The sequence below is a fragment of the Mesorhizobium sp. 10J20-29 genome (genome assembly GCF_054130485.1).
This window is the reverse complement of record NZ_CP199156.1, coordinates 4,800,425-4,822,209: the sequence shown is the minus strand read 5'-3', so window position 1 is coordinate 4,822,209 and position 21,785 is coordinate 4,800,425. Positions and strand designations below refer to the sequence as shown.

Sequence of the window (21,785 nt, the reverse complement as noted above, 5' to 3'; positions counted from 1 at the left end):
TGCCAAAGGCGTTGATGGGTCGTTCAGTTTTTCAGGCTGGACTTTTGCCGCACTGGCGGCAATTTCACCCAAACAATTGAGGACCCAGACATGCTCGACCTTCAGTCACGCCTCGACGGCGAACCGGAAATCCTGCCCGGCCGCAAGCTGACGGCGCGTGTCGCCGGCGCCTATGCGGCGCTGGCCGGCTCCTTCGTGACGCAGGCGGTGGATGCGCTGGCGCTCGGCTTCGACGGCATCGAGGGCGACTATCACGCGGGTCCGACGCGCAAGTCCGGCAGCCGCGAACCCTGGTACAAGCGCGGCACGCTGATGCGCAACGAGCGGCAATTGTCGATCGTGGCGACCGACGAACTTGCCGTGATTGCCGGCCGGATGGGACTGGCCGAGGTCAAGCCGGAATGGCTGGGCGCCAACCTCGTGCTCGACGGCATTCCGCAACTGTCGATGCTGCCGTCCGGAACGCTGCTGTTCTTCAAGGGAGGGGTGACGATCAAGATCGATGCGCAGAACCACCCGTGCCGCGATGCCGGCCGGGCGATCGCCGAGGGCGCCGGGATGGCTGACGTCGAAGCAGGCACGCTGCTCTTCCCGAAGGTCGCCAAACGGCTGCGCGGGCTGGTGGCCTGGGTCGAGAAACCGGGCACGGTGATGCCGGGCGAAGAGATTTCCGTGCGCGTGCCGGAGCAGTGGATCTACCGCCCCTGAGGCTGTTCGCGCGCCGCCTCGCGGCAGCGCGCGGCTGACACGTCACGCAGCCTTGCGGTTCTTCGCAGCACCCTGCGCCATGACCGAGACGTCGTCCCATTTTTCCCACAGCGCGATCCGGTCGGCATATTCCTGCCGGGTCATCGGCAGGCCGCCATCACCGAAGAAGATGCGCAGCGGCGGTTCTTCGGCGTCGACGATGGCGAGCATGGCCGCGCCTGTCGCCGCGGGATCGCCCGGGACGGCCCTGCCGCGCGTTTCGGCGCGGTGCCTGCGCGCCGGGTCATAGGCGTCGATCGGCCTGGCGGTCCTGGCCGATGCGCCGGACCAGTCGGTCGAATAGCCGCCGGGCTCGACGATCGTGACGTTGATGCCGAGACCCTTGACCTCCTGGCTGAGCGCCTGGCTGAGCCCTTCAAGCGCCCATTTCGAGGCGTGATAGAGGCCGAGCAGCCCGAATGCGTTGACGCCGCCGATCGACGAGATCTGGATGATATGGCCCGACTTCTGGGCGCGCATGATCGGCAGCGCCGCCTGCGTGACCCAGAGCGCGCCGAAAAGGTTGGTCTCGATCTGGGCGCGAGCGTCCGCCTCGCTGACCTCCTCGATGGCGCCAAACTGGCCGTAGCCTGCATTGTTGATGACGACGTCGAGGCGGCCGAAGCGCCGGTGCGCCTCGGCGACCGCGGCGTCGACGGCCGGCTTGTCGTTGACGTCGAGCGGCAGGGCCGCAACGGCGTCGCCGTATTTTGCGACCAGATCCTCGAGTGTCGAGGTGTCGCGGGCGGTGGCTGCAACGCGGTCGCCGCGCGCCAGCGCCGCCTCCGCCCAGATGCGGCCGAATCCCTTGGATGCGCCGGTGATGAACCAGATTTTCGATGTCATGGCATCGCTCCTTGCCCTTGCCGGGCCTGCTGTCGTGAAAGATGCGGGGGAGATCACCCCCAGGACAGACATAGGAACGCGGCGCGGCCGGCCAAGGGCGAAAGGTTCCGCCGCTTTCGAGATGGCACGCCAGACGGTGCGGCGGGCGAAAGGGGCACCGGTCAGACGTCCTCGTCGTCGGGGTCGAGCAGGCGGGTGGCGCGCCATCCGGTCAGCACGGCATTGGTGCTGTCGATGACGAAGAAGCGCGCAGAGTCGCGGTCGTAGCCCTCGGCGAGCAGCTTTTCGTAGTCGGTGTGCTGGTGGCGGACATGGGCGACGGTGGCGAGCCAGACGGCAATGGCCGGGGGCAGATCCCTCATGTGCTGTCGCCCGGCATCGGCGCGGATCGCCTCGATGTCACTATAGGGCGCCATCGGCAACAGCGCGGTCAGCGCCTTGGCGATGGCACGGCGGCGGCCGGTCGGCTTGCTCACGGGGCCGAGGACCGACGCGGCGGAACGGCGTCGGGGAAGGCGTCGATCGAGGCGAAATAGGGCTTTATGTCGACCAGGGGCGTGCCGTCGAGCACGTCGATGCCGTCGATGGCGATCAGCCCGGCCTCGATGTCGATGGAGAGCGGGCGCACCACGTGCAGTCCGATCGGGTTCGGCCGGGCGGGCGAGCGCAGCGCGAAAACGCCTTTCGGTTCAGTTGCGTGGCGGGGATTCTGCACAATCAGATTCCGCGGCGCGAAATTCAGCCAGGACAGGACGGCGAGGTGGCTGGTGCCGGCCAGGCCTTCGAGGCCCGGGCGATAGGGCGCTTCGATCTCGATGCTGGCATGCATGCCGGTGGCGCGCGCGGCGGCCATGTTCTTCGGGCAATCCTCGCGCTTCAGCCAGGGCGAGCGGATGCGGCCGATGAAGACGACGCTGGCGTCCGCGGCCATGGCTGCAGGGTCGTCGGCAAGCCGGACTTCGCCTTCGCGTTGCTCGAACATCGCGGACCGTCCTTTCATCACGACGTCGTTTTCCTGCCCGGAAACGACATCGCCTGTTGCCACAGGGGCGAAATCGACATAAACATATCTTTATATCTTAATCGTAGAGATCGCAAGATGACGGTAACGCTGGACAGGCTGGTAGAGACCCTGAAAGCGGCGGCCGAATCGAGCCGCCTGCGCATATTGGCACTGCTTTCGCGCGGCGACCTCACGGTTTCGGACCTGACCGAAATCCTCAACCAGTCGCAGCCGCGCGTCTCGCGTCACCTGAAGCTGCTGCTCGAGGCCGGGCTGATCGGTCGCTACCAGGAGGGCTCCTGGGCCTTCTTCCGGCTCGCCGACGCGGATGCTGCGCGCGAATTCGTCGAGGGGCTTGTCGGCCGCGTGCATGATGGCGACCCGCAGATCGAGCGCGACCTCGAAAGGCTGGCTGCCGTGAAGCGGCGCCGGCAGGAGCGTGCGGCCGGCTATTTCAGCGCCAACGCGGCTAGTTGGGACGAAATCCGGGCCCTGCATGCGCCCGACCGCGCGGTCGAGGCGGCGCTGGTGAAGCTGGTCGGCAAGCGGTCGTTCCAGTCGATGCTCGACCTCGGCACCGGCACCGGGCGGCTGCTCGAACTATTCGCGCCGCTCTACAGGCGCGGCGTCGGCATCGACATGTCGCGCGAGATGCTGGCAGTGGCGCGCGCCAATCTCGACAAGGCGGGCGTGGCCAATGCGCAGGTGCGCCAGGGCGATATCTATGCGCCGCCGGTCGAGCGCGACGGTTTCGACCTCGTGACGATGCACCAGGTGCTGCACTATCTCGACGACCCGGCGGCGGCGATCCGCGAGGCGGCACGGCTGCTCAGGCCGGCCGGACGGCTGGTGATCGTCGATTTCGCACCGCATGAACTGGAATTCCTGCGCGAGGAGCACGCGCATCTGAGGCTCGGCTTCTCCGACCGGCAGATCGCCGACTGGCTCGGCGAAGCGGGGCTCGACCTCGAGGACAGCCAGGAATTCGAACCGCGCGGCGCGGGCGAGGGGCGGCTGACCGTCAAGCTTTGGCTGGGGCGCGACAGGCGCCTGCTGGTGGCCGATCCGGCGGCGGCCGGCGAAAGGGAGACGGCATGATGAACGAACCGCGATTTTCCAGGCGCCCCGACATCGGTGACAGGGTCAGCGTTTCCTTCGAGTTCTTCCCGCCGAAGAACGATGACATGGAGGCACGGCTGTGGGAGGCGGTGAAGCGGCTGGAGCCGCTGGCGCCGGAATTCGTCTCGGTGACCTATGGCGCGGGCGGATCGACGCGCGAGCGCACGGCGCGGACGGTGGCGCGCATTCTCGCGGATTCCAGCCTGACGCCGACCGCGCACCTGACCTGCGTCGACGCTTCGCGTGCCGAGATCGACAAGGTGATCGCGGAATTCGCGGTCATGGGCGTGAGACGATTCGTGGCGCTGCGCGGCGATCCCGCCGAAGGCGTCGGCTCGCACTACACGCCGCACCGTGACGGCTACGCCAACGCTTCCGAACTGGTGACGGCGCTGAAGGGGGCGGGCGATTTCGACATCTCGGTCGCGGCCTATCCCGAAAAGCACCCCGAAAGCCCGGATTTCGCCACCGATATCGAGATGCTGAAGCGCAAGGTCGACAATGGCGCGACGCGGGCGATCACCCAGTTCTTCTTCGACAACGATCTGTTCGAACGCTACGTCGAGCGGGTTCGGCGCGCCGGCATCTACATCCCGATCGTGCCGGGCATCCTGCCGGTGCACAATTTCACGCAGGTGGCGAATTTCTCGGCACGATGCGGCGCGCATGTGCCGGCGTGGCTGGCCGAGCGCTTCGAGGGGCTGCAGGGCGATCCCCAGACGCATGCGCTGATCGCCTCGGCAGTGGCGGCCGAGCAGGTGCTCGACCTGGTCGAGCGTGGCGTCAGCGATTTCCACTTCTACACGATGAATCGCGCCGACCTGGTGTTCGCGATCTGCCACATGATCGGCATCAGGGCGCCGGTCGACAAGGCAGCGTCCGCCGCGGCGTGACGGGTCCCGGAAATGCGAAAAGGCCGGGCGCGATGCCCGGCCTTTCCAAATTTCCTCGCCTTTTCAGGCGGTTCCCAGCTTCCTGGCCAGTCTGGCCGTTACGGAAGAACTCCCATTATGAGGGCGCCAATAAAAGCAAACGCAGCGCAAATCATCAGTGCATTGATTGGCCGTGTCAGTCCCATAGTTAGCCTCCTCTTAAAGAGCCATGGGGAGAGTCTAGGGGAGTTCAGGTCACAGGCAAGCGGAAATTTTGCTGCATTGCGACATGATTGTGAAAAACCTGTGCTGCGAAGAAGTCTAAGTGCAAGCATTTCCTTGGCAAAGGAAACATTGCGCCGCAGCCAAAGTTTTTTTGCATGGCACCGCAGGAAGAGAAGATGACCAAAGGGCAGCATTGCTGCCTAAAGGCCGGTCTCAGCGCTCCGGGGCGGTGCCCGCCACGAGCAGCGATTCGAGCCAGGATGCGGCCGAAAGGGCAAGCCGGTCACGGCCGAAACGGGCAACAAGCTGGATGCCGACGGGCATTCCCGCCTTGTTTGCGGCGCCAGGAACATTGACGCAGGGATTGCCGGTCAGCGTCCACAGCTTGTTGAAAACCGGCGATCCGGTGGAGGACAGTCCGCGCGGCGCGGCACCGGTGACGGCGGGTGTCAGGATCAGATCGACATGCTGAAAGAGCTCGCCGGTCTCGTGGCGGGCGCGCCGGGCGACGCTGCGGGCGGCATCGTAGGCTTCCGACGCGATGGCGCGGCCCTGCTCAAGGGTGGTGCGCAGGATCTCGCTCATGCGGTCGCGGTGATGGGTATATTCGAAGCCGAGCGCGATGCCGGCCTCGAAATTCTGGATCGTCGAATGGGCCTCGCGCGCCGCGGCAAGGATTTCGGGTTCGTCGATCTCGACAATGCTGGCGCCGGCAGACGCCGCGCGCTCGGCAGCGAGCGACAGGGCGGCGCGGGCGTCGCCGTCCGCCTGGTCCCAGACAGAGGTCCTGTAGAGGCCGATGCGTAGCGTCGAAGGATCGACAGGCTCGACGTCCAAAGGACGGCCGGTGAGGCGCGTGACGAAGGCGGCGACGTCGGCTGCGCTCGCGGCGAAGAAGCCGGCCGTGTCGAGAGACCAGGAAAAGGTCTTCACGCCGACCATCGGGACGAGGCGGAAACTCGGCTTGTAGCCGGCCACACCACAATAGGCGGCGGGGCGGATGACCGAGCCGCCGGTTTGCGTGCCGATGGCGACGGGCACCATGCCTGCGGCGACCCCGGCGGCGGAACCGGAAGAAGAGCCGCCGGGCGTGTGGGCCGGATCGCGCGGGTTGAGCGTGGCGGCCGGCTGCAGGAAGGCGAATTCGGTGGCGACCGTCTTGCCGGCGACGGTGGCGCCCCTGTCGCGCAGCATGGCGACAAGTGCTGCGTCCGCAGGCGGACGGTTCCCGGCATAAATGGGTGAGCCCATGCCGGTCGGCAGGTCGTGGGTGTCGATGATGTCCTTGACGCCGACGGCGATGCCGGCAAGCGGACCCGTGGCCCTGTCTGCCGCGGCGAGGGTCGCCTCGCGGTCGGGGAGGGCGACGAAGGCGCGGACGGCGGCGTCCTTCGCGGCGATGGCGTCGAGGCTCTGCGCGACGGCGGCCTTCGGCGTGATGTCGCCGTTCTCGATGGCTTTCAGGATGGACAGGACAGAATGCATGCTGGTTTCCGCGCTTGGCAGAAGCAGCTATCGCCGTTTGAACAGGCGTCCGTCAATCGTCACGAGGCCGAGCGCGATGAGAAGCATTCCGGCGACTTCGAAGAGTTCGAGGCGCTCGCCGAGGAAGAGGAAGCCGAGAAGTAGCGCGCTGACCGGCACGACGAGCGTGACCAGCGACGCGTTGGTGGCGCCGGCGGTGCCGATGAGCCTGAAATAGAGAATGTAGGCGAAGGCCGTGGAGACCAGCGCCAGGGCGAAGACGGCGGCCCAGACGGGGAGGCTTGCCGCAAACATTCCGGCGGGCCCCGACCAGGCGAGCACAAGAGGGACCATGATGATTGTCGAGGCGGTAAGCTGGCCGGCGGCGACCAGCACCGGCGGCACGCCCTTGAAGCGGCGGGCGAAGATGACGGCGAAGGCGTAGGAGAGCGAGGCGCCGATCAGCGCGAATTTCGGCCAGACCGGGCCGCCGAGACCGGCAAGCACGCCCGGACCGACCATGACGGCGGTGCCCAGAATGCCGAGCAGGATACCCAAAACCTTGTTGCGCGAGAATTTCTCGTCCTGCGTGACGGCGTTGGCGACCAGGATGGTCCAGAACGGCGTGGTGGCGTTGAGCACGGAGGCGAGCCCGGCGCCCATCTCGGTCTGGCCGGCAAAGATCAGCGAGAAGGGGATGACGTTGTTGAGGATGGCGAGCACGAAGAAGCTGCCGGCGAGCGGCAGGACGCGCGCGAAGGAGGGACCGCGCACGGCGAGATAGACGTGGAGCGCGGCGGCGGCGATGGCGACGCGGAAGAGCACCAGCGTCAGTGGGTGGATCTCGGCGACGGCGATGCGGGCAAAGAAGAAGGAGCCGCCCCAGATGGCGCCGAGCAGCAGCAGTTGCCCCCAGTTGAAGAGCGACATCGTGGGCTGGCTTGCCCTGTCTGGCGTGACGGCGGTCATGAAACGGGCTCCGGCGCGAAGTCGCGGATGTTGCTAGCCCTGCTGCGGACCGGGCGCCACCCGTTTCCTGCGCCTGACGCAACGGTTTTCGCGTGCTGGCCGGAGTGCTGGAAACGCCGTTCGATGCGGGAAGCGATTTCAAAGCAGGCCGGCTTGCTTTAGATAGCGGAAGCCACCCGAGGAGTGCCCATGCAACGATTCGAGAATGCCCGTGAGGCCGCGCTTGCGCTTCGGCCCGACGATTCGGTCTACTGCTTCCACCCGGAAGTTCTGAAGGCCGACGCGCGGCAGTTCATGTCGATGTTTCCCGGCAAGACCGCTTATGCGGTGAAGACGAACGGCGAGCCGATGGTGCTGCAGGCGCTGGTCGAGGCCGGCGTGACGGCCTTCGACGTGGCTTCGCCCGGCGAGTTCGCGGCGGTGCGCGCCGTCTCGCCCGACGCCGAGATGCTCTACATGCACCCGGTGAAGGCGCAGTCCGACATCAAGCTGGCACTGGAAAAATACGGCATCCGCGTCATCGCGGTCGACCACGAGGACGAGATCACCAAGGTGACGCGCGTGGTGCGCGCCCTCGACATCGACCCGGGCTCGATGACGGTGTTCGTGCGGGTGCAGACCAAGGGCGCGGCGGCCTACGAGCTGTCGAAGAAGTTCGGCGCCGGGCCGGCGCATGCGGTGGAACTGTGCCAGCGGCTGAAGAAGATCGGCTACAAGGTGGGGCTGTGCTTCCATGTCGGCAGCCAGATCGAGGACCCCGACACCTACGAGAGGGCGCTGGCCTCGGTCGACTGGGTGCGCAACCGCATCGGCTTCGAGCTGTCCGAGCTCGATGTCGGCGGCGGGTTCCCGGCCGAATACGGGCGCGATCCGAACAGCAAGAAGCCGGAAATGCCGTCGCTCGGGCAGATCATGTCGCGGCTGCGCGGCGACATCGAGGAATATCAGTTCGCCGACATGCCGCTGGTGGCCGAGCCCGGCCGCGTGATCGTGGCGCGGGCGTTCTCGCTGATTGTCAGGGTGCTCCTGCGCAAGGGCAAGCGGCTCTACATCAATGACGGCATCTGGGCGTCGCTGTCGGATTCCTGGGTCGGCAAGATCACGCTGCCGGCGCGCTTCATTCCCGACCCGGCCATCCGCTCGCGCAACGGCAGTGAGAAGAACATCGTGCCGTTCAAGGTGTGCGGCGCGACCTGCGATTCAGTCGACATTCTGTCGCGGCCGTTCTGGCTGCCGGAGACGGTGGACACGGGCGACTGGATCGAAATCGGCCATATCGGGGCCTATTCGCTGTCGCTGAGGACCCGCTTTAACGGATTTTATCCCGACACATTCGTCGAGGTGACAACGCCATTCGACGAAGGCGATGCGCCACAGGGCTTTGCCAGCCTGGAGACGATGGCGGATTAGGCGCTGCCGTCTTCGCTCCAAGATTCATCGCTCGTCCAAACTGTGTTACCCTAGGGCAATGCACGACTATTCCGAGTTTGCCGATCTGGAACTTGCCGGCTGGAGCGACGGCGCTACGGCAAAGGCTTATGCGGAGGGCTTTGCGTCGGCCAGTGCCCTGCACGTGCCGCATCTTGTCCGGGCAGTGGAGGCTGGTCCGGGCAGCCGTGCGCTCGATCTGTGCTGCGGACACGGCATCATTGCCGAACAGCTCGTCGAGGCAGGCGCTGAGACAACCGGTCTGGATTTCTCTCCCGCCATGTTGCGATTGGCGCGAGACCGCGTTGGCCAAGCGAATTTTGTCGAAGGAGACGCCGGCGATCTGCCGTTCGAGGATGACAGTTTCGATGCGGTGACGATCGGACTTGGCATGCCGCATGTTCCCGATCCCGCGGCAGTGGCGCGCGAAGTGCACAGGGTGCTGCGGCGCGGCGGACGTATGGCCTTCACCGTCTGGTGCGGGGTCGAGCGTTCGCTGGCGTGGCGCGCAGTCTTCGGCTCCATCGCCACCCATGGCGATCCGGAGGTGAAGATGCCGCCGGCACCGGATGCAAATGCGTTGTCAGAGAAGGTTGCGACACAGGCACTGCTGCAGGGGGCCGGATTCGACAACGTCGATATGGAGATCATCGACAGCTACTGGGACATCGACGATCCAAGCCGCCTCTTTGACTATTTTTATGAAGGGACGGTTCGCGGCGGCGCCCTGCTGAGACATCAGCCCAGCGACTATAGCGAAGCCATCCGTTCTGCCATCGCCGACGTGGTTGTCAGCGAGCTCGGCCCCGATGGGCCGTGGCGCGTGCCGGTTCCAGCCGCGATGACTTCAGCCACCGCGGTCTGAAGGATTACCCCCAGTCCGTTCGCCTACAGATTGGCCAGCAGCGCAGGCGTCGGCCAGCCGTCGACCGGCAGGCCGAGGCGAGCCTGTTCCTGGCGCACGGCTTCACGGGTGTTGGTGCCCAAGATGCCGTCGATGCCGCCAACGTCGTAGCCGCGGTCAACCAGCTTTTGCTGCAGCAGCTTCATGCTTTCGCCCACAAGTCCCTCCTCGGGATTGCGGCGCTCGAACTGCGGATCGCCCGCAAGACGCGCGGCGAGGTGGGCGGCCGTCAGCGTGTAGATGAAGGACTGGTTCCACTGCAGGTAGATGTCGTAATTGTCGTAGGTCAGGAAGGCCGGGCCCTTGTGGCCCATCGGCAATACGAGGCCGGCCTGCAGGCCATTGTCGGCGAGCGGGCTGCCGTCACGGTTCGTGACGCCCCATTCGGCCCATTTCGACAGCGGCAGCTTGTTGGTGCGGCCGGTCTGGTCCCACGGCATCGCCTCGGGCACGCTGACTTCCTGCATCCAGGGTTCGCCGCGCTTCCAGCCGCGATGCTGGATCTTGTTGGCGGTGGTCATGATGACGTCGGGCGCGCTGCCGCGCAGGTCCACCGCGCCGTCGCCGTCACCGTCGATGCCGCGCAGCAGATAGTCCGAGGGCAGGATCTGCGTCTGGCCGATCTCGCCGGCCCAGGCGCCCTTGGTGTCGGCGGGCAGGATGCCGCGGTCGATCAGGGTCAGCAGCGGCACGAGCTGCGGCCGGAAAAGCTCCGGCCGGCGGCAGTCATGCGCAAGCGTGGTGACGGCGTTCAACGTGTTGAAATCGCCCTGAACGGCGCCGAAATCGGTTTCGAGCGCCCAGAAGGCCGCGATGACGGGACCGGGCACGCCGAATTCCTGCTCGGCGCGGGCAAAGACGTCGGCATATTTCTTCAGGTTGGCGGCGCCGTTCTTCAGCCGGTAGTCGTTGATCATGCGGCCGGAGAACTCGGCAAAGGTCTGGTTGAAGACGCCCTGTGCGCGGTCGCGATCGAGCACTTTCTGATCGATCGAAGCGCGGGAAAGCGCGGCAAGGCCGGTCTCACCGACGCCGGCGGCAATGGCCTCCGCCTTGACGCCGTCGCGCCAGGCAGCGAAGTCACCGCCACACTCCTGCGCAAGGACGGTAGCGGGAGACATCAACATCAGGAATGCCGCAAGCGTTCCGGTGGGCAATCCCATGGGCAATCTCCTCGTTGAAATCTGGTCTCTAATGGATGGAAGGCGAAATCGATCCGTGGCCGGATGTATCAGGCAGCGTTTGCCTTGAGCCACTTCTTCCATGCGCGCGTGTCGCCGTTGAAGACATTGATGTCGGCGTCGCCGCGGATGCCGGGAATGACGCCCGTGCCGGTGTATTGCCAGAAGGTGAAGGGGTGGTCGCCATACCTGGCGGTCGGATGGCCGGCAACGGAACGCACCCAGTAGGGATAGCCGCGGAAGCCGGACAGGCCGTTGTCTTCGAAGAAGTCGACGGAGGTGTAGATGATCGGCTTCTTGCCGTAATGCTTCTCGACGATCTGCAGGAAGATGCGCATCTCGCTGCGCACGGTGGCCGGGTCGGGCCTGAGCTTGCAGGTCGGCGACTGCGGATTCCATTCCATGTCGAGGACGGGCGGCAGCGCGCCCTTTTCCTTGGGAACGTTGTCGATGAACCAGCGCGCCTGCTCGGCGGCCGGGCGGCAGAAGTAGTAGAAGTGATAGGCGGCACGCGGCACGCCCGCTGCCTTCGCCTTGCGCCAGTGCTCAGCAAAGAGGTCGTCAACGCGGTCGCCGCCCTCGGTCGCCTTGATAAAGGCGAAGGAGACGCCGCTGGTCCTGGCCTTGTGCCAGTCGACGGAGCCCTGATATTTCGACACGTCTGTGCCGTGAACTGCATAGTTCCACGGCGCGCCCCCTTCCCACTTGTGCGGGTCGCTGTCGGAGAAGCGCGGATGGGTAGCGGCGATCCCGGTCGAGCTGGTGGTGGCGGAAAGGTCCGGCGTCAGCGCATCGACGGTGGAGCAGGCCGACAGCGCAGCCAGCAGAGCAAGACCCGCTGCGGCGCGCAGCGCGCGGCCCGCCAGGGCAAGTGAAGCGTCGTGCACATTCCGGTTCAGCATCTGTCCCCAAGACCCCCGAAGCGGCTCGAACGCCGCTGGAACCGCTCCGCATTATAGCAGAGCCGGCTCCCTTCATCACCCATCATGGTTGACAATCGGTTGATTGCGCGCCCCCGCATCGAATTCGATGCCTGACGATTGGCGGCAGATAAATGGCCAAAACATGGCAGGCGGCGGGATGAGGCGGCTGCCGCGCTGCCCGGCACATCAGGCGAGGCGGGCCACCGCATGGACGGCGTAGCCGCGATAAAGCGTTTCATAGCGAAGGGTTGCGCCGATCCGATGGCATTCCGATTCCAGCACTTCGCCCAGAGAATCGCGCGGCGTGACGTGGAAGCGGGCGAGCCAAGCGCGCAAGGCGCTGCGGAACCAGGCGGGGAGTCTTTCCTGGCCACCGAAATCGACGATGTGGAGCGAGCCGCCGGGGGCCAGTGCGTCGAATGCCGCGACGACCGTGCGGCGCCAGGGCGGAATCATCGACAGCGAATAGGAGATGACGACGCGGTCGAAGCCGTCGCGACCGAAGAGGCCTTCCGCATCGAAGGCGCAGGCATCGCCGCGGGCCAGCGTGACGCGGTCGGCGAGATTGCCGCGCCGGATGGCGGCTGCGGCGGTCTCCAGCATGCCGGCCGAGATGTCGAGGCCAAAGAGGCGCGCGGCGGGATAGGCGCGGGCGATCAGCGCCAGGTTGCGCCCGGTGCCGCAGCCAAGTTCCAGCACGGCTCCGCCCTCAGGCACGTCGAGATCCGCGATCAACCGGTCGCGGCCGAGCAGATAATATTTGCGGGTCAGGTCGTAGATGTGGCGCTGGTAGCGGTAGACGCCGTCCATCAGGGCCGCATGCGAGGGGGCAAGCGCGCTCATCAGGCGCTCTTCACATAGAGGTGGAAGCCGCCATAGATGGCCGAGCGATCGCGCGCGCCGTGGCTGCGCGACGCGTCGTGATCGTAGCGCCACTGGTCGAGAAGGGCCGCAGAGACGCGGCCGGGCAGGAGCGTCGCCTCTGCGGCGGTGCGGAATATGACGCGGGCTCCGGGGGCGGCGGTGCGGGTGATCTCTGTCCACAGCGCATTTAGCTGGTCGTCGCTCATCCAGTCCTGCGCGTCGAGCAGCACGAAACGGTCGACCGAGCCGGCCGGCTTGCCGGCGAGCAGTTCGGTGAAGTTGACGTGGTGGACGGCGACGCGATCGGCGTTGGCCTTGAGCGTCTCGTAATTGGCCTGTTCCAGGTAGGCGGGCAGGGCGGCCTCGCCAGGCGCCGGGTAGCGGCGGGCGAAGGCCTGCCAGGCAAAGTAGTTCTTCTTCAGCGGGAAATGGCAGGCGAGCTTTTCCAGCCGGGCGCTGAGCACGCTTTCCATTGTGCCGTCGCCAGAAGTGATGAGGGAATCATACTGGGCCGGCGGGATGCCGAGGCCGAAGAGCGAAGACTTGCGCGACAACACCATGCGGATCAGCCGGGCGTTGAAGACGGGCGCAAACTCCTCCTCGAAGAAGCGGCGCTGGTCGCCTAGATTTTTGGAAGCGATGATGCGGGTGGGGTCGACGCCGTAGAGCCGCGCCGCGAAATGGGCGGAGCCGATGAAGAAGCCGAGCAGGCCGGTCTGGTAGAAATTGCCCTCGAAGGCGCGGATGCGCTTCCTGCCCCGCCAGTTGCGTCCCTCCCAGTAGCGGCGGGTGTCGGCATCGAGCTGCGGCGCCAGAAAGCGCTGATAGGCCTGGGTATTGGCCCTGTTGCCGGCCTCGCCGAAGAAGCGGAACAGGTCGGCCTGCGACGGCAGGTGCCGGACCGCCGCGAGCTTCAGGCGATTCAGCGCGATGTGCGCGGCGTTGAGGTCGACGGCGTCGATGCGAGCCGGCGATCGGGTCAGGTAGGCAAGCACGTTGCAGCCGCCGGACGCGATGGTGACGACGCGGTGACCCTCGCCGAGTGCCATGGCCTCGATGTCCACGTCGGGATCTTCCCAGATCTGCGGATAGACAAGGCCAGTGAAGAGAAGCGCGAAGAGACGTTCCGAGAGGCCGGCCCTGGAGAGCGCCCTGTTCCGGTATACGGCCTGGCCGACCTGGCGGTTCCTGCGAAGGCCGATATCACTCGAAAGGTCGGTCATGGCGCGAATCCCGTCTAGGACTGTTCGGACTGGGCTAGCGCGGCTTCATTACGGGCAGGTGACGGTGTTGCGACAGTCCTGTGATGGTTGCAGGAGGGGACGGGTTTCGCACATGTTTGGCGCACGACTCGATCCTTGGAGGTTTCCATGTCCCGACACGATTTCGACCCCGCTACCGTGACGCCGGACGGTCGGCCGCCGGCAAAGGCGCGGCTGTTCGATGGGTCCGTCGAAGGTCCCCATCGCGGTTCCGTCAACGGCGAGAGCCTCGGGGCGCAGGTGACCATCCTCACCTATGGCAATGACGAACCGGGCAAGGGACCGGTGTTGCATGTGCATCCCTATGACGAGGTCTTCGTCGTGCAGCAGGGCCACGCGCGCTTCTTCGTCGGCGAGGCGGTGATCGACGCCGAGGCCGGGGAGACGGTGCTCGGCCCGGCCGGGGTGCCGCACCGCTTCATCAATCTCGGACCCGGACGCCTGCAGACGCTCGACATTCACATGTCGCCGCGCTGGATCCAGACCAACCTGGAGTAGGACTGCGACCACGCCTGCATGTTGCAGGGCCGGCAGTGTGCGAGGTCATGCACGCATAAAGTGTAGGTGTCCATCTTTACAAGTAATGATTGTATAGATAGCATCATGCAATCCACAATGGAAAGCGTCAGGAAGTTCTGACCGGGACTTCCGGCGGCTGTTCGGGAGGGGTTCCATGACATCCAAGCACGGTGCCGCAGTGCGCGGTCAGGCCAACGTTCCCCATTCAAGCGTAAGAGATCAGCGCTTCGGGCGCATGTTCCGCAACCTGCCGCCGGCCGAGTTCAGCGAGGAGGCTCTGGTTGGGCTGGCCGAGACGATGTTTCACGGCGAGTTTTCCCGCCGCATCGCTGCCGGCGTCGAAGTCGACACGCCGCTAGAGGGCAGCGAGCCGGACGAGAACCCGGCACTGTCTGCAGGCTTCACCTATCTCGGCCAGTTCATCGACCACGACATCACCTTCGACCCGATGTCGTCGCTCGATCGTTTCAACGATCCCGACGCGCTGCAGGATTTCCGCACGCCGCGCCTCGATCTAGATTCCGTCTACGGCTCGGGTCCGGACGATCAGCCCTTCCTGTACGACAGTGACGGCAAGCACCTGCTGCTCGGCCTCGACCGGGACTACGACAAGGCTCGCAACAGCCGGCCCGACCTGCCGCGCAACGACGCCACGCCGCGGCGGGCGCTGATCGGCGACAAGCGCAACGACGAGAACTCGATCGTCTCGCAACTGCAGGCAACCTTCCTGCGCTTTCACAACCGGGTGCTGGACACGGTTGCCGGCGGTGACTTCCAGCGCGCGCAGCAGATCGTGCGCTGGCACTACCAGTGGATGGTGCTGCACGACTTCTTGCCGCGCGTGGTTGGCGACCAGACCTACCAGGAGGTCGTCGGCGGGCGGGGCGGCATACCGACGACGCGCTTCTACGAAGCGAAAGGGCGCTATGCCTTCATTCCGGTCGAGTTCTCCGTGGCGGCCTATCGCTACGGCCATTCGATGGTGCGGCCGAGCTATTCGCTGAACCACATCGTGCGCGGCGCAAATCCCAGCCAGCAGCCCTTTGCCGGCCAGACTGCGACCTACCACCGGATTCCGGTCTTCTCGCTGCTGAATTCGGAGCTCGCAAACCTGAACGGCTTCCGCGAGCTGCCGGACTTCTGGGCGGTCGACTGGGGCTTCTATTTCGATGGCGTGGCGCCGGATTCGCCGCCGCCCGGCGCTATGCTGCCGCAACCATCCTTCAAGATCGACACCACGCTCGTCGATCCGTTGACCAGTCTGCCAGATCATCAAGATCAGGTACCGGCCCGGCGCGCGTTGGCGGCACTGAACCTCCTTCGAGGCTGGCGCATGGGTATTCCCTGCGGCCAGGCGGTGGCGCACTTCATGAGCCTCGAGGCGCTGAGCGACGCCGAGCTCTTCGATTCCGACGACGCGGACCGGCGCGATCAGCGCGCGGCCCTGCTGGCGGCGCATCCGGGCATGTTCGAGAACAACTGCCCGTTGTGGTTCTACATCCTGCGCGAGGCCGAAGTTTCCTCCGGCGGCCTTCACCTCGGGCCTGTCGGCGGCACCATCGTTGCCGAAGTGTTGGCCGGGCTGATCGCGGAGGACCGGCATTCATTCCTGTCGCAATGGCCGACCTGGCGTCCGACACTGCCGGGCGCCGAAGCGGGGCACTTCACCATCGCCGACATGATCAATTTCACTAATTCGGGCGCGGAGGCGGCCGTGGCCTAGGCCGCCCCGAATCCGCCCGGCGTCGGCGTGGTGACAATGACCGCCTCGCCGGGCTCAAGGAAGGTCTGGTCGCAGGCGCGCAGCGTTTCGACGGTGCCGTCGGAACGACGCACCTGCGTCATGCCGACTTCGCCGGAGCCGCCGCCCTCGAGACCCTCGGGCGGGCGGTTGCGGTGCGACGACAGGATGGCGCATTCCATGCGTTCGAGGAAGCGGATGGTGCGGCGGGTGCCGTCGCCGGCGTGGAACTTTCCCTTGCCGCCCGAGCCCTGGCGGATGTGGAAATCCTCGAGCAGCACGGGGAAGCGCAGTTCCAGCACTTCCGGGTCTGTGAGGCGCGAATTGGTCATGTGGGTATGGACGCCGGACGTGCCGTTGAAGCCGCGGCCGCTATTCATGCGGCCGGCCGGCGAGCCGGAGCAGATGGTCTCGTAATACTGATATTTTTCATTGCCGTAGGTCAGGTTGTTCATCGTCCCTTGCGCATTGGCGAGCGCGCCCATGGCGCCGAACATGGCGTTGGTGACGTGCTGCGAGGTCTCGACATTGCCGGCGACCACCGCCGCCGGGTAGGCGGGGCGCAGCATGCAGCCGTCGGGAATCACGATGTTGATCGGCCTGAGGCAGCCAGCATTCATCGGGATGTTGTCCTCGACCATGACGCGGAAGGCGTAGAGCACGGCGGCGCGCGCGACCGGTTCGGGGGCGTTGAAATTGTTCTTCATCACCGGCGAGGTGCCGGTGAAGTCAACGGTCGCCTCGCGCCTGGCGCGGTCGACGGTGATCCTCACCCTGATGACCTGGCCGGTGTCGGTCGGGTATTCGTACTCGGAAGCATCCGGCAGGCGCTCCAGCACGCGGCGCACGCTCTCGGCGGCGTTGTCCTGGACGTGGCCCATATAGGCCTCGACGACATCGAGCCCGAAATGCGCGACCATCTTGCGCAGCTCGGCGACACCCTTCTCGTTGGCGGCGATCTGCGCCTTGAGGTCAGCGATGTTCTGGTGCGGGTTGCGCGCCGGGTAGGGGTGGTCGGTGAGGATACGGTGGAGCTCGGCCTCCTGGAACCTACCGCGCGAGACGATGCGGAAATTGTCGATCAGCACGCCTTCCTCATCGACCGTGGTGGCGAGCGGCGTCATCGAGCCGGGCGCCGTGCCGCCGACATCGGCATGGTGGCCGCGCGAGGCCGAGTAGAACAGGATTTCCTCGCCGGCATCGTCGAAGACCGGCGTCACGACGGTAATGTCGGGAAGATGCGTGCCGCCATTGTAGGGGGCGTTGAGCGCGAAGACGTCGCCCGGATGGATGTCGCCCGCGTTCAGCCGGATGATGGTCTCGACGGAGCGGTCCATGGAGCCGAGATGCACCGGCATGTGCGGCGCGTTGGCGACGAGCGCGCCGGTGCGGTCGAAGACGGCGCAGGAGAAGTCCAGCCGCTCCTTGATGTTGACCGAATAGGCGGTGTTCTGCAGCGTCACGCCCATCTGCTCGGCGATCGACATGAAGAGGTTGTTGAAGACCTCGAGCATGACCGGGTCGGCCTCGGTGCCGATGGCGGCCTGGCGCTGCTTCTTCTCGACGCGGCGGAGCAGCACGTGATCCCTGGCGGTGATCTCGGCCTGCCAGCCCGGCTCGACGACGATGGTCTGGTGGCTCTCGATGAGCAGCGCCGGACCGTCGATGCGGTTGCCGCAGGCGAGGTTCTCGCGGCGGTGGACGGCGGCATCCAGCCAGGCGCCGTTGCAGAAGATCGGGCGGGTCTCGACGGGTTTTGCGTCGGTGCCGGAGAGCGGCCGGTCGGTCTCGTCGCGGCCGGTGACACGGCCATCGGAAGCCTCGACCTCGACCGTCTCGATGACCATCGGCTTGTCGTCGTAGACGAAGCCGAACTGCGCCTTGTGGGCTGTTTCGAAATCGGTCCGCGCCTGATTTATGGAGCGGGCGGCGAAATTGACCGGGAGCGCCGTGTCGGTGCCGTCGTAGCGGATGTGGAGGTTGGGCCGCCAGACGACGGCGTCGTCCGGAACGCCCTGCAGCCTCATCTCGGCGAACACGGCGTCGTGCAGGGTCGCGATGGTGGCGTCGAGATCGGCGACGGTGTCTTCGGCGAGCGGCCGGATCAGGCCCTGCTGGCGCGAGGCGAAGACGCTCGACATGCCGATGCCATAGGCCGAGAGCAGGCCGGAGAAGGGGTGGATGAGCACCGCCTCCATGCCGAGCGCGTCGGCGACGAGGCAGGCGTGCTGGCCGCCGGCGCCGCCGAAGCAGTTGAGCAGATATTCGGTGACATCATAGCCGCGCTGCACCGAGATCTTCTTGATGGCGTTGGCCATGTTCTCGACAGCGATGGTGACGAAGCCCTCGGCGACCGCTTCGGGCGCACGGCCGTCGCCGATCTCTGCGGCCATGGCGGCGAAACGCTCGCGCACCACGGCGGCGTCGAGCGGCTGGTCTTGGCCGGGGCCGAAGATCGCCGGGAAGAAGTCGGGCTGCAGCTTGCCCAGCATGACATTGGCGTCGGTCACGGCGAGCGGGCCGCCGCGTCGGTAGCAGGCGGGGCCGGGTGTGGCGCCGGCCGAATCCGGCCCGGCCTGGAAGCGCCCGGCCTCGAAATGCAGGATCGAGCCGCCGCCGGCGGCGACGGTGTGGATGCGCATCATCGGCGCCCGGACGCGCACGCCGGCGACCTCGGTGTCGAAGGCGCGCTCGTAGTCGCCGTCGTAATGGGCGACGTCGGTCGAGGTGCCGCCCATGTCGAAGCCGATGACCTTGCCGAAGCCGGCGAGTTTTGCGGTCTCGACCATGCCGACGACGCCGCCGGCCGGGCCGGACAGCAGCGCGTCCTTGCCCTGGAAGTTTTCCGCCGAGGTGAGGCCGCCGGACGACATCATGAACATGAGCTTTGGATTTTCGCTCACGGCCGCGCGCTCGCTTCGCTCCCTGGCCTCCGCGGGGGTGGCCTGGCCGGCCGACGCCCCATCTTCCACCCCTTTGGCGGGCTTGCGGCCTTCGGCCGGATTGTCGCCAATGCCAAGTTCGCCGGCGACGCGGCTGACGTAGCGCGACAGGATCGGCGAGAGATAGGCGTCGACGACGGTGGTGTCGCCGCGGCCGACCAGCTTGACCAGCGGCGAGACCTCGTGGCTGACCGACAATTGTCCAAAGCCGACTTTGCGGCAGACGTCCGCGACCGCCTTTTCGTGATCGGGGTATTTCCAGGCATGCATGAAGACGATGGCGACGGCGTCGATGCCGTCCTTCTTCGCCTGCTCGATCTGAGGTTTGACGGCGGCAAGGTCGAGCAGTTTCTCGACCGTTCCATCAGCGCGAACGCGCTCCTCGACCTCGACGACGCGCTCGTAAAGCTGCTCGGGGAGGATGATCTCCTTGGCGAAGATGTCGGGCCGCGCCTGGTAGGCGATCTTCAGTGCGTCGCGAAAACCCTTGGTGATGAGCAGCAACACGCGATCACCCTTGCGCTCGAGCAAGGCGTTGGTGGCGACCGTGGTGCCCATCTTGATGTCGCCGACGAGGCCGGAAGGGATGGCGGCGCCGGGAGCAACGCCGAGCAGGTCGCGGATGCCCTGGATGGCGGCGTCGCTATAGGCCTCGGGATTCTCGGACAGAAGTTTTCGCGGATGCAGGGCGCCTTCGGGATCGCGGCCAATAATGTCGGTGAAGGTGCCGCCGCGGTCGATCCAGAAATCCCACTTCTTCGCGAGCATGAAACTCTCCCGTCAATCGCCTTGGACTTTGCGCAGAAGAGCGGTATAGAACAGAACATCGCCATTTCGTCAATGATTTGTCGATAAAATGCGAAGGAAAAAATGCGATGCAGAAAGCCGCCACCGGGATTGGTCCCGTCGTCTCCGCCGCCCACCTCGCCGATGGCGACATGCCGGCGCTGTCGGAACTGGAATTCGCGCTGACCATCCTCGGCAACGCCTTCCAGCGCTGGAGCGTGCGCGGCATGGGCGCGGCCGGGATGCCCGGCCTGGCGCCGATCGACGTGCTGGTGCTGCACGCAGCCAACCACCGCAGCCGCGAGAAGACGCTCTCGGACATCTGCATGATGTTCAATATCGAGGACACGCATGTGGTGACCTATGCGTTAAAGAAGCTCGAGGGGCTGGGCCTGATCACCACCGGAAGGCGCGGCAAGGAAAAGACGGTGAAGGCGACGGAGAAAGGGGCCGAGGCCTGCGGCCGCTACCGCGAGGTGCGCGAGGCGCTGCTGGTTTCCACCGTGAAGGGGCTGAAGTTCGACGAAGCCGAGATCAGCGGCATTGCTGCCCTGATGCGGGCGCTGTCGGGGCAATACGACCAGGCGGCGCGCAGCGCGGCGAGCCTGTGACCAAAGGTGTCCGGCGCGCTATCTGACGCAATGTTAAGAGCCGACTCCCGATGTGACGAAACAGTACAGACCGACGCGCATTTCTCTCCCGACCGCCTGCAGCGCAGGCACCCACGGAAGGAGAGAAGTCATGAAGAAGTTTCTTGTCGCATCCGTTTCGGCCGTCGCCCTGATGGGGCTGGTCGCCTGCAGCGATAGCACCGACAACACCACGACCCAGAGCGTTCCGCAGGCCGAACCGGGCATGGAGCAGCCGGTGACGCCGGCTCCGCCGGCAACCGACAACACGACCACGCAGGGCATCGAGCCGACACCCGAGACGGGTACGGGCGGCGACCTGCAGGGGACCTCGCCGGCTCAGCCGATGCCGGAACCCGAAGTGCAGTAAGACCCTCGATTTTGGGGATGAAGGAGGCCGGTTTCGACCGGCCTCCTTTCGTTCAGGCGGCAACGCGCGCCCAACGGCCGATCATCACTGTCACCATCACCGCGAGCGCGAAGGCCAGGGTCTCGCCGGTAATGGTTTCGCCCAAGAGCAGGGCGGAGATGGCAATGGTGACGAAAGCCTGCAGAAGCTGCACCTGACTGACGCGAGCAATGCCGCCCATTGCCAGTCCGACATTCCAGGCGAAGAAGCCGAGAAACATCGAGCCGAGGCCGAGGTAGAGGAAGGCTACGGCTTCAGGGGCCGCGGCGTTCGAGAATCCGGGTCCCCAGGCGAAAACCGTCCCGACGAGCGAAACGGGGGCGGTGACGATGAGCGCCCAGCAGATCACTTCCCAGCCCGGCATCCTGCGCGAAAGCCTGCCGGAGATGATGTAACCGAGACTGACGAGAATGGCAGCGAGGAACAGCCAGATGTCGCCGCTCGAAAGCTGCATGCCGCCGTCGCGCATGGCGAAGGTGACGACAAGGGCGGCGCCGGCGACACCGCAGATCCAGAACAGGATCGAGGGCCGCTCACCTGTCAGGAGCGCCGAAAATATGCTGGTGGCGAGCGGCAGGATACCGAGCACGACGGCGCCATGCGCGGCCGGCACGGTCTGCATGGCGAGCGAGGACAGCAGCGGGAAGGCAAAGACCAGCAGCACTCCGGCAAGGAGAAGGGCGCCGAGGTCGCCACGCGGAAAGCGCCGGCGCAGGAGAATGAGGATCGCCGCGGCAGCGGCGGACGCAAGAGCGGCGCGGCCGAATGTTATGAAGAGGGGATCGAAGGCACCGAGCGCGACGCGCGTTGCCGGCAGCGTGCCGCCGAAAATGACGACGCCGAGGAGGCCGATGGCGAGGCCGGCGTTTTCGCGCAGCACCGTGGGCTGGCCAGGAGAAGCAGTCTGAAGCATGTGCCGACGGGTAGCGTGCGCCGCGACCGCCCGTCGCGG

Annotated in this window: 20 protein-coding genes; 9 read left to right on the top strand and 11 right to left on the bottom strand. The window is 65.9% G+C overall.

The window, feature by feature from the left end:
* Window positions 1-90: 90 nt before the first annotated feature.
* Window positions 91-708, top strand: coding sequence for an MOSC domain-containing protein (locus ACT2BZ_RS23205; RefSeq protein WP_457938147.1), 618 nt, complete (start codon window positions 91-93; stop codon window positions 706-708).
* 42 nt (window positions 709-750) lie between these two features.
* Here ACT2BZ_RS23205 and ACT2BZ_RS23200 read toward each other — a convergent pair whose 3' ends face one another.
* The 3 genes from ACT2BZ_RS23200 to tsaA form a co-directional block, all read right to left on the bottom strand.
* The gene (locus tag ACT2BZ_RS23200; RefSeq protein ID WP_457938145.1) at window positions 751-1,593 is read right to left on the bottom strand and encodes an SDR family oxidoreductase; all 843 of its coding nucleotides are present in this window, start codon (window positions 1,591-1,593) and stop codon (window positions 751-753) included.
* Between the two features lie 161 nt (window positions 1,594-1,754).
* Window positions 1,755-2,069: a DUF2293 domain-containing protein gene (locus ACT2BZ_RS23195; protein WP_457938144.1), complete on the bottom strand. Its 315-nt coding sequence runs from the start codon at window positions 2,067-2,069 to the stop codon at window positions 1,755-1,757.
* The gene (tsaA, locus tag ACT2BZ_RS23190; RefSeq protein WP_457938142.1) at window positions 2,066-2,593 is read right to left on the bottom strand and encodes a tRNA (N6-threonylcarbamoyladenosine(37)-N6)-methyltransferase TrmO; all 528 of its coding nucleotides are present in this window, start codon (window positions 2,591-2,593) and stop codon (window positions 2,066-2,068) included. Before tsaA ends, ACT2BZ_RS23195 begins: the two co-directional genes overlap by 4 nt.
* 99 nt (window positions 2,594-2,692) lie before the next feature.
* Here tsaA and ACT2BZ_RS23185 point away from each other — a divergent pair, with 99 nt between their 5' ends.
* The gene (locus tag ACT2BZ_RS23185) at window positions 2,693-3,694 is read left to right on the top strand and encodes an ArsR/SmtB family transcription factor (protein ID WP_457938141.1); all 1,002 of its coding nucleotides are present in this window, start codon (window positions 2,693-2,695) and stop codon (window positions 3,692-3,694) included.
* Entirely contained in the window at window positions 3,694-4,608 is a 915-nt protein-coding gene (gene metF / locus ACT2BZ_RS23180) for a methylenetetrahydrofolate reductase [NAD(P)H] (RefSeq protein ID WP_457941422.1), read from the top strand. The genes ACT2BZ_RS23185 and metF overlap by 1 nt, the downstream gene beginning before the upstream one ends.
* Before the next feature lie 417 nt (window positions 4,609-5,025).
* Here metF and ACT2BZ_RS23175 read toward each other — a convergent pair whose 3' ends face one another.
* Together ACT2BZ_RS23175 and ACT2BZ_RS23170 are read right to left on the bottom strand one after the other, a co-directional pair.
* Window positions 5,026-6,297 carry an amidase gene (locus tag ACT2BZ_RS23175; RefSeq protein WP_457938140.1) on the bottom strand — a complete coding sequence of 424 codons (1,272 nt, stop codon included), beginning with the start codon at window positions 6,295-6,297 and terminating at the stop codon, window positions 5,026-5,028.
* Between the two features lie 27 nt (window positions 6,298-6,324).
* Complete coding sequence (locus tag ACT2BZ_RS23170; RefSeq protein ID WP_457938138.1) at window positions 6,325-7,245, bottom strand: DMT family transporter; 921 nt, start codon at window positions 7,243-7,245, stop codon at window positions 6,325-6,327.
* A 189-nt stretch (window positions 7,246-7,434) separates the two neighbouring features.
* Here ACT2BZ_RS23170 and ACT2BZ_RS23165 point away from each other — a divergent pair, with 189 nt between their 5' ends.
* Window positions 7,435-8,655 carry an alanine racemase gene (locus ACT2BZ_RS23165; protein ID WP_457938137.1) on the top strand — a complete coding sequence of 407 codons (1,221 nt, stop codon included), beginning with the start codon at window positions 7,435-7,437 and terminating at the stop codon, window positions 8,653-8,655.
* Between the two features lie 58 nt (window positions 8,656-8,713).
* A complete protein-coding gene (locus tag ACT2BZ_RS23160; protein WP_457938135.1) occupies window positions 8,714-9,538 on the top strand; it encodes a class I SAM-dependent methyltransferase in 825 nt (274 codons plus the stop codon).
* 23 nt (window positions 9,539-9,561) lie between these two features.
* On the opposite strand, the gene ACT2BZ_RS23155 is transcribed toward ACT2BZ_RS23160, so the two are convergent.
* The 4 genes from ACT2BZ_RS23155 to ACT2BZ_RS23140 form a co-directional block, all read right to left on the bottom strand.
* Window positions 9,562-10,740, bottom strand: coding sequence for a lytic murein transglycosylase (locus ACT2BZ_RS23155; protein WP_457938133.1), 1,179 nt, complete (start codon window positions 10,738-10,740; stop codon window positions 9,562-9,564).
* A gap of 68 nt (window positions 10,741-10,808) precedes the next feature.
* Entirely contained in the window at window positions 10,809-11,609 is an 801-nt protein-coding gene (locus ACT2BZ_RS23150; RefSeq protein ID WP_457941421.1) for a glycoside hydrolase family 25 protein, read from the bottom strand.
* Between the two features lie 258 nt (window positions 11,610-11,867).
* On the bottom strand, window positions 11,868-12,524 hold the full coding sequence (locus ACT2BZ_RS23145) for a class I SAM-dependent methyltransferase (RefSeq protein WP_457938132.1): 657 nt from the start codon (window positions 12,522-12,524) through the stop codon (window positions 11,868-11,870).
* A complete protein-coding gene (locus tag ACT2BZ_RS23140) occupies window positions 12,524-13,768 on the bottom strand; it encodes a DUF3419 family protein (protein WP_457938131.1) in 1,245 nt (414 codons plus the stop codon). Before ACT2BZ_RS23140 ends, ACT2BZ_RS23145 begins: the two co-directional genes overlap by 1 nt.
* Before the next feature lie 147 nt (window positions 13,769-13,915).
* On the opposite strand from ACT2BZ_RS23140, the gene ACT2BZ_RS23135 reads away from it, so the two are divergent.
* Window positions 13,916-14,305 (top strand): cupin domain-containing protein, encoded by a 390-nt coding sequence (locus ACT2BZ_RS23135; protein WP_457938130.1) that lies wholly within the window; start codon window positions 13,916-13,918, stop codon window positions 14,303-14,305.
* Window positions 14,306-14,480: 175 nt separating this feature from the next.
* Window positions 14,481-16,049 (top strand): peroxidase family protein, encoded by a 1,569-nt coding sequence (locus ACT2BZ_RS23130; RefSeq protein WP_457938129.1) that lies wholly within the window; start codon window positions 14,481-14,483, stop codon window positions 16,047-16,049.
* Here ACT2BZ_RS23130 and ACT2BZ_RS23125 read toward each other — a convergent pair.
* On the bottom strand, window positions 16,046-19,777 hold the full coding sequence (locus ACT2BZ_RS23125) for a hydantoinase B/oxoprolinase family protein (protein WP_457938127.1): 3,732 nt from the start codon (window positions 19,775-19,777) through the stop codon (window positions 16,046-16,048). The two genes, ACT2BZ_RS23130 and ACT2BZ_RS23125, sit on opposite strands and share 4 nt — an antisense overlap.
* Window positions 19,778-19,884: 107 nt before the next feature.
* On the opposite strand from ACT2BZ_RS23125, the gene ACT2BZ_RS23120 reads away from it, so the two are divergent.
* Together ACT2BZ_RS23120 and ACT2BZ_RS23115 are read left to right on the top strand one after the other, a co-directional pair.
* Window positions 19,885-20,406 carry a winged helix DNA-binding protein gene (locus tag ACT2BZ_RS23120; RefSeq protein ID WP_457938125.1) on the top strand — a complete coding sequence of 174 codons (522 nt, stop codon included), beginning with the start codon at window positions 19,885-19,887 and terminating at the stop codon, window positions 20,404-20,406.
* A 130-nt stretch (window positions 20,407-20,536) separates the two neighbouring features.
* Window positions 20,537-20,794 (top strand): hypothetical protein, encoded by a 258-nt coding sequence (locus ACT2BZ_RS23115; protein ID WP_457938123.1) that lies wholly within the window; start codon window positions 20,537-20,539, stop codon window positions 20,792-20,794.
* A gap of 52 nt (window positions 20,795-20,846) precedes the next feature.
* On the opposite strand, the gene ACT2BZ_RS23110 is transcribed toward ACT2BZ_RS23115, so the two are convergent.
* Window positions 20,847-21,746, bottom strand: coding sequence for a DMT family transporter (locus tag ACT2BZ_RS23110; protein ID WP_457938121.1), 900 nt, complete (start codon window positions 21,744-21,746; stop codon window positions 20,847-20,849).
* Between the last annotated feature and the right edge of the window lie 39 nt (window positions 21,747-21,785).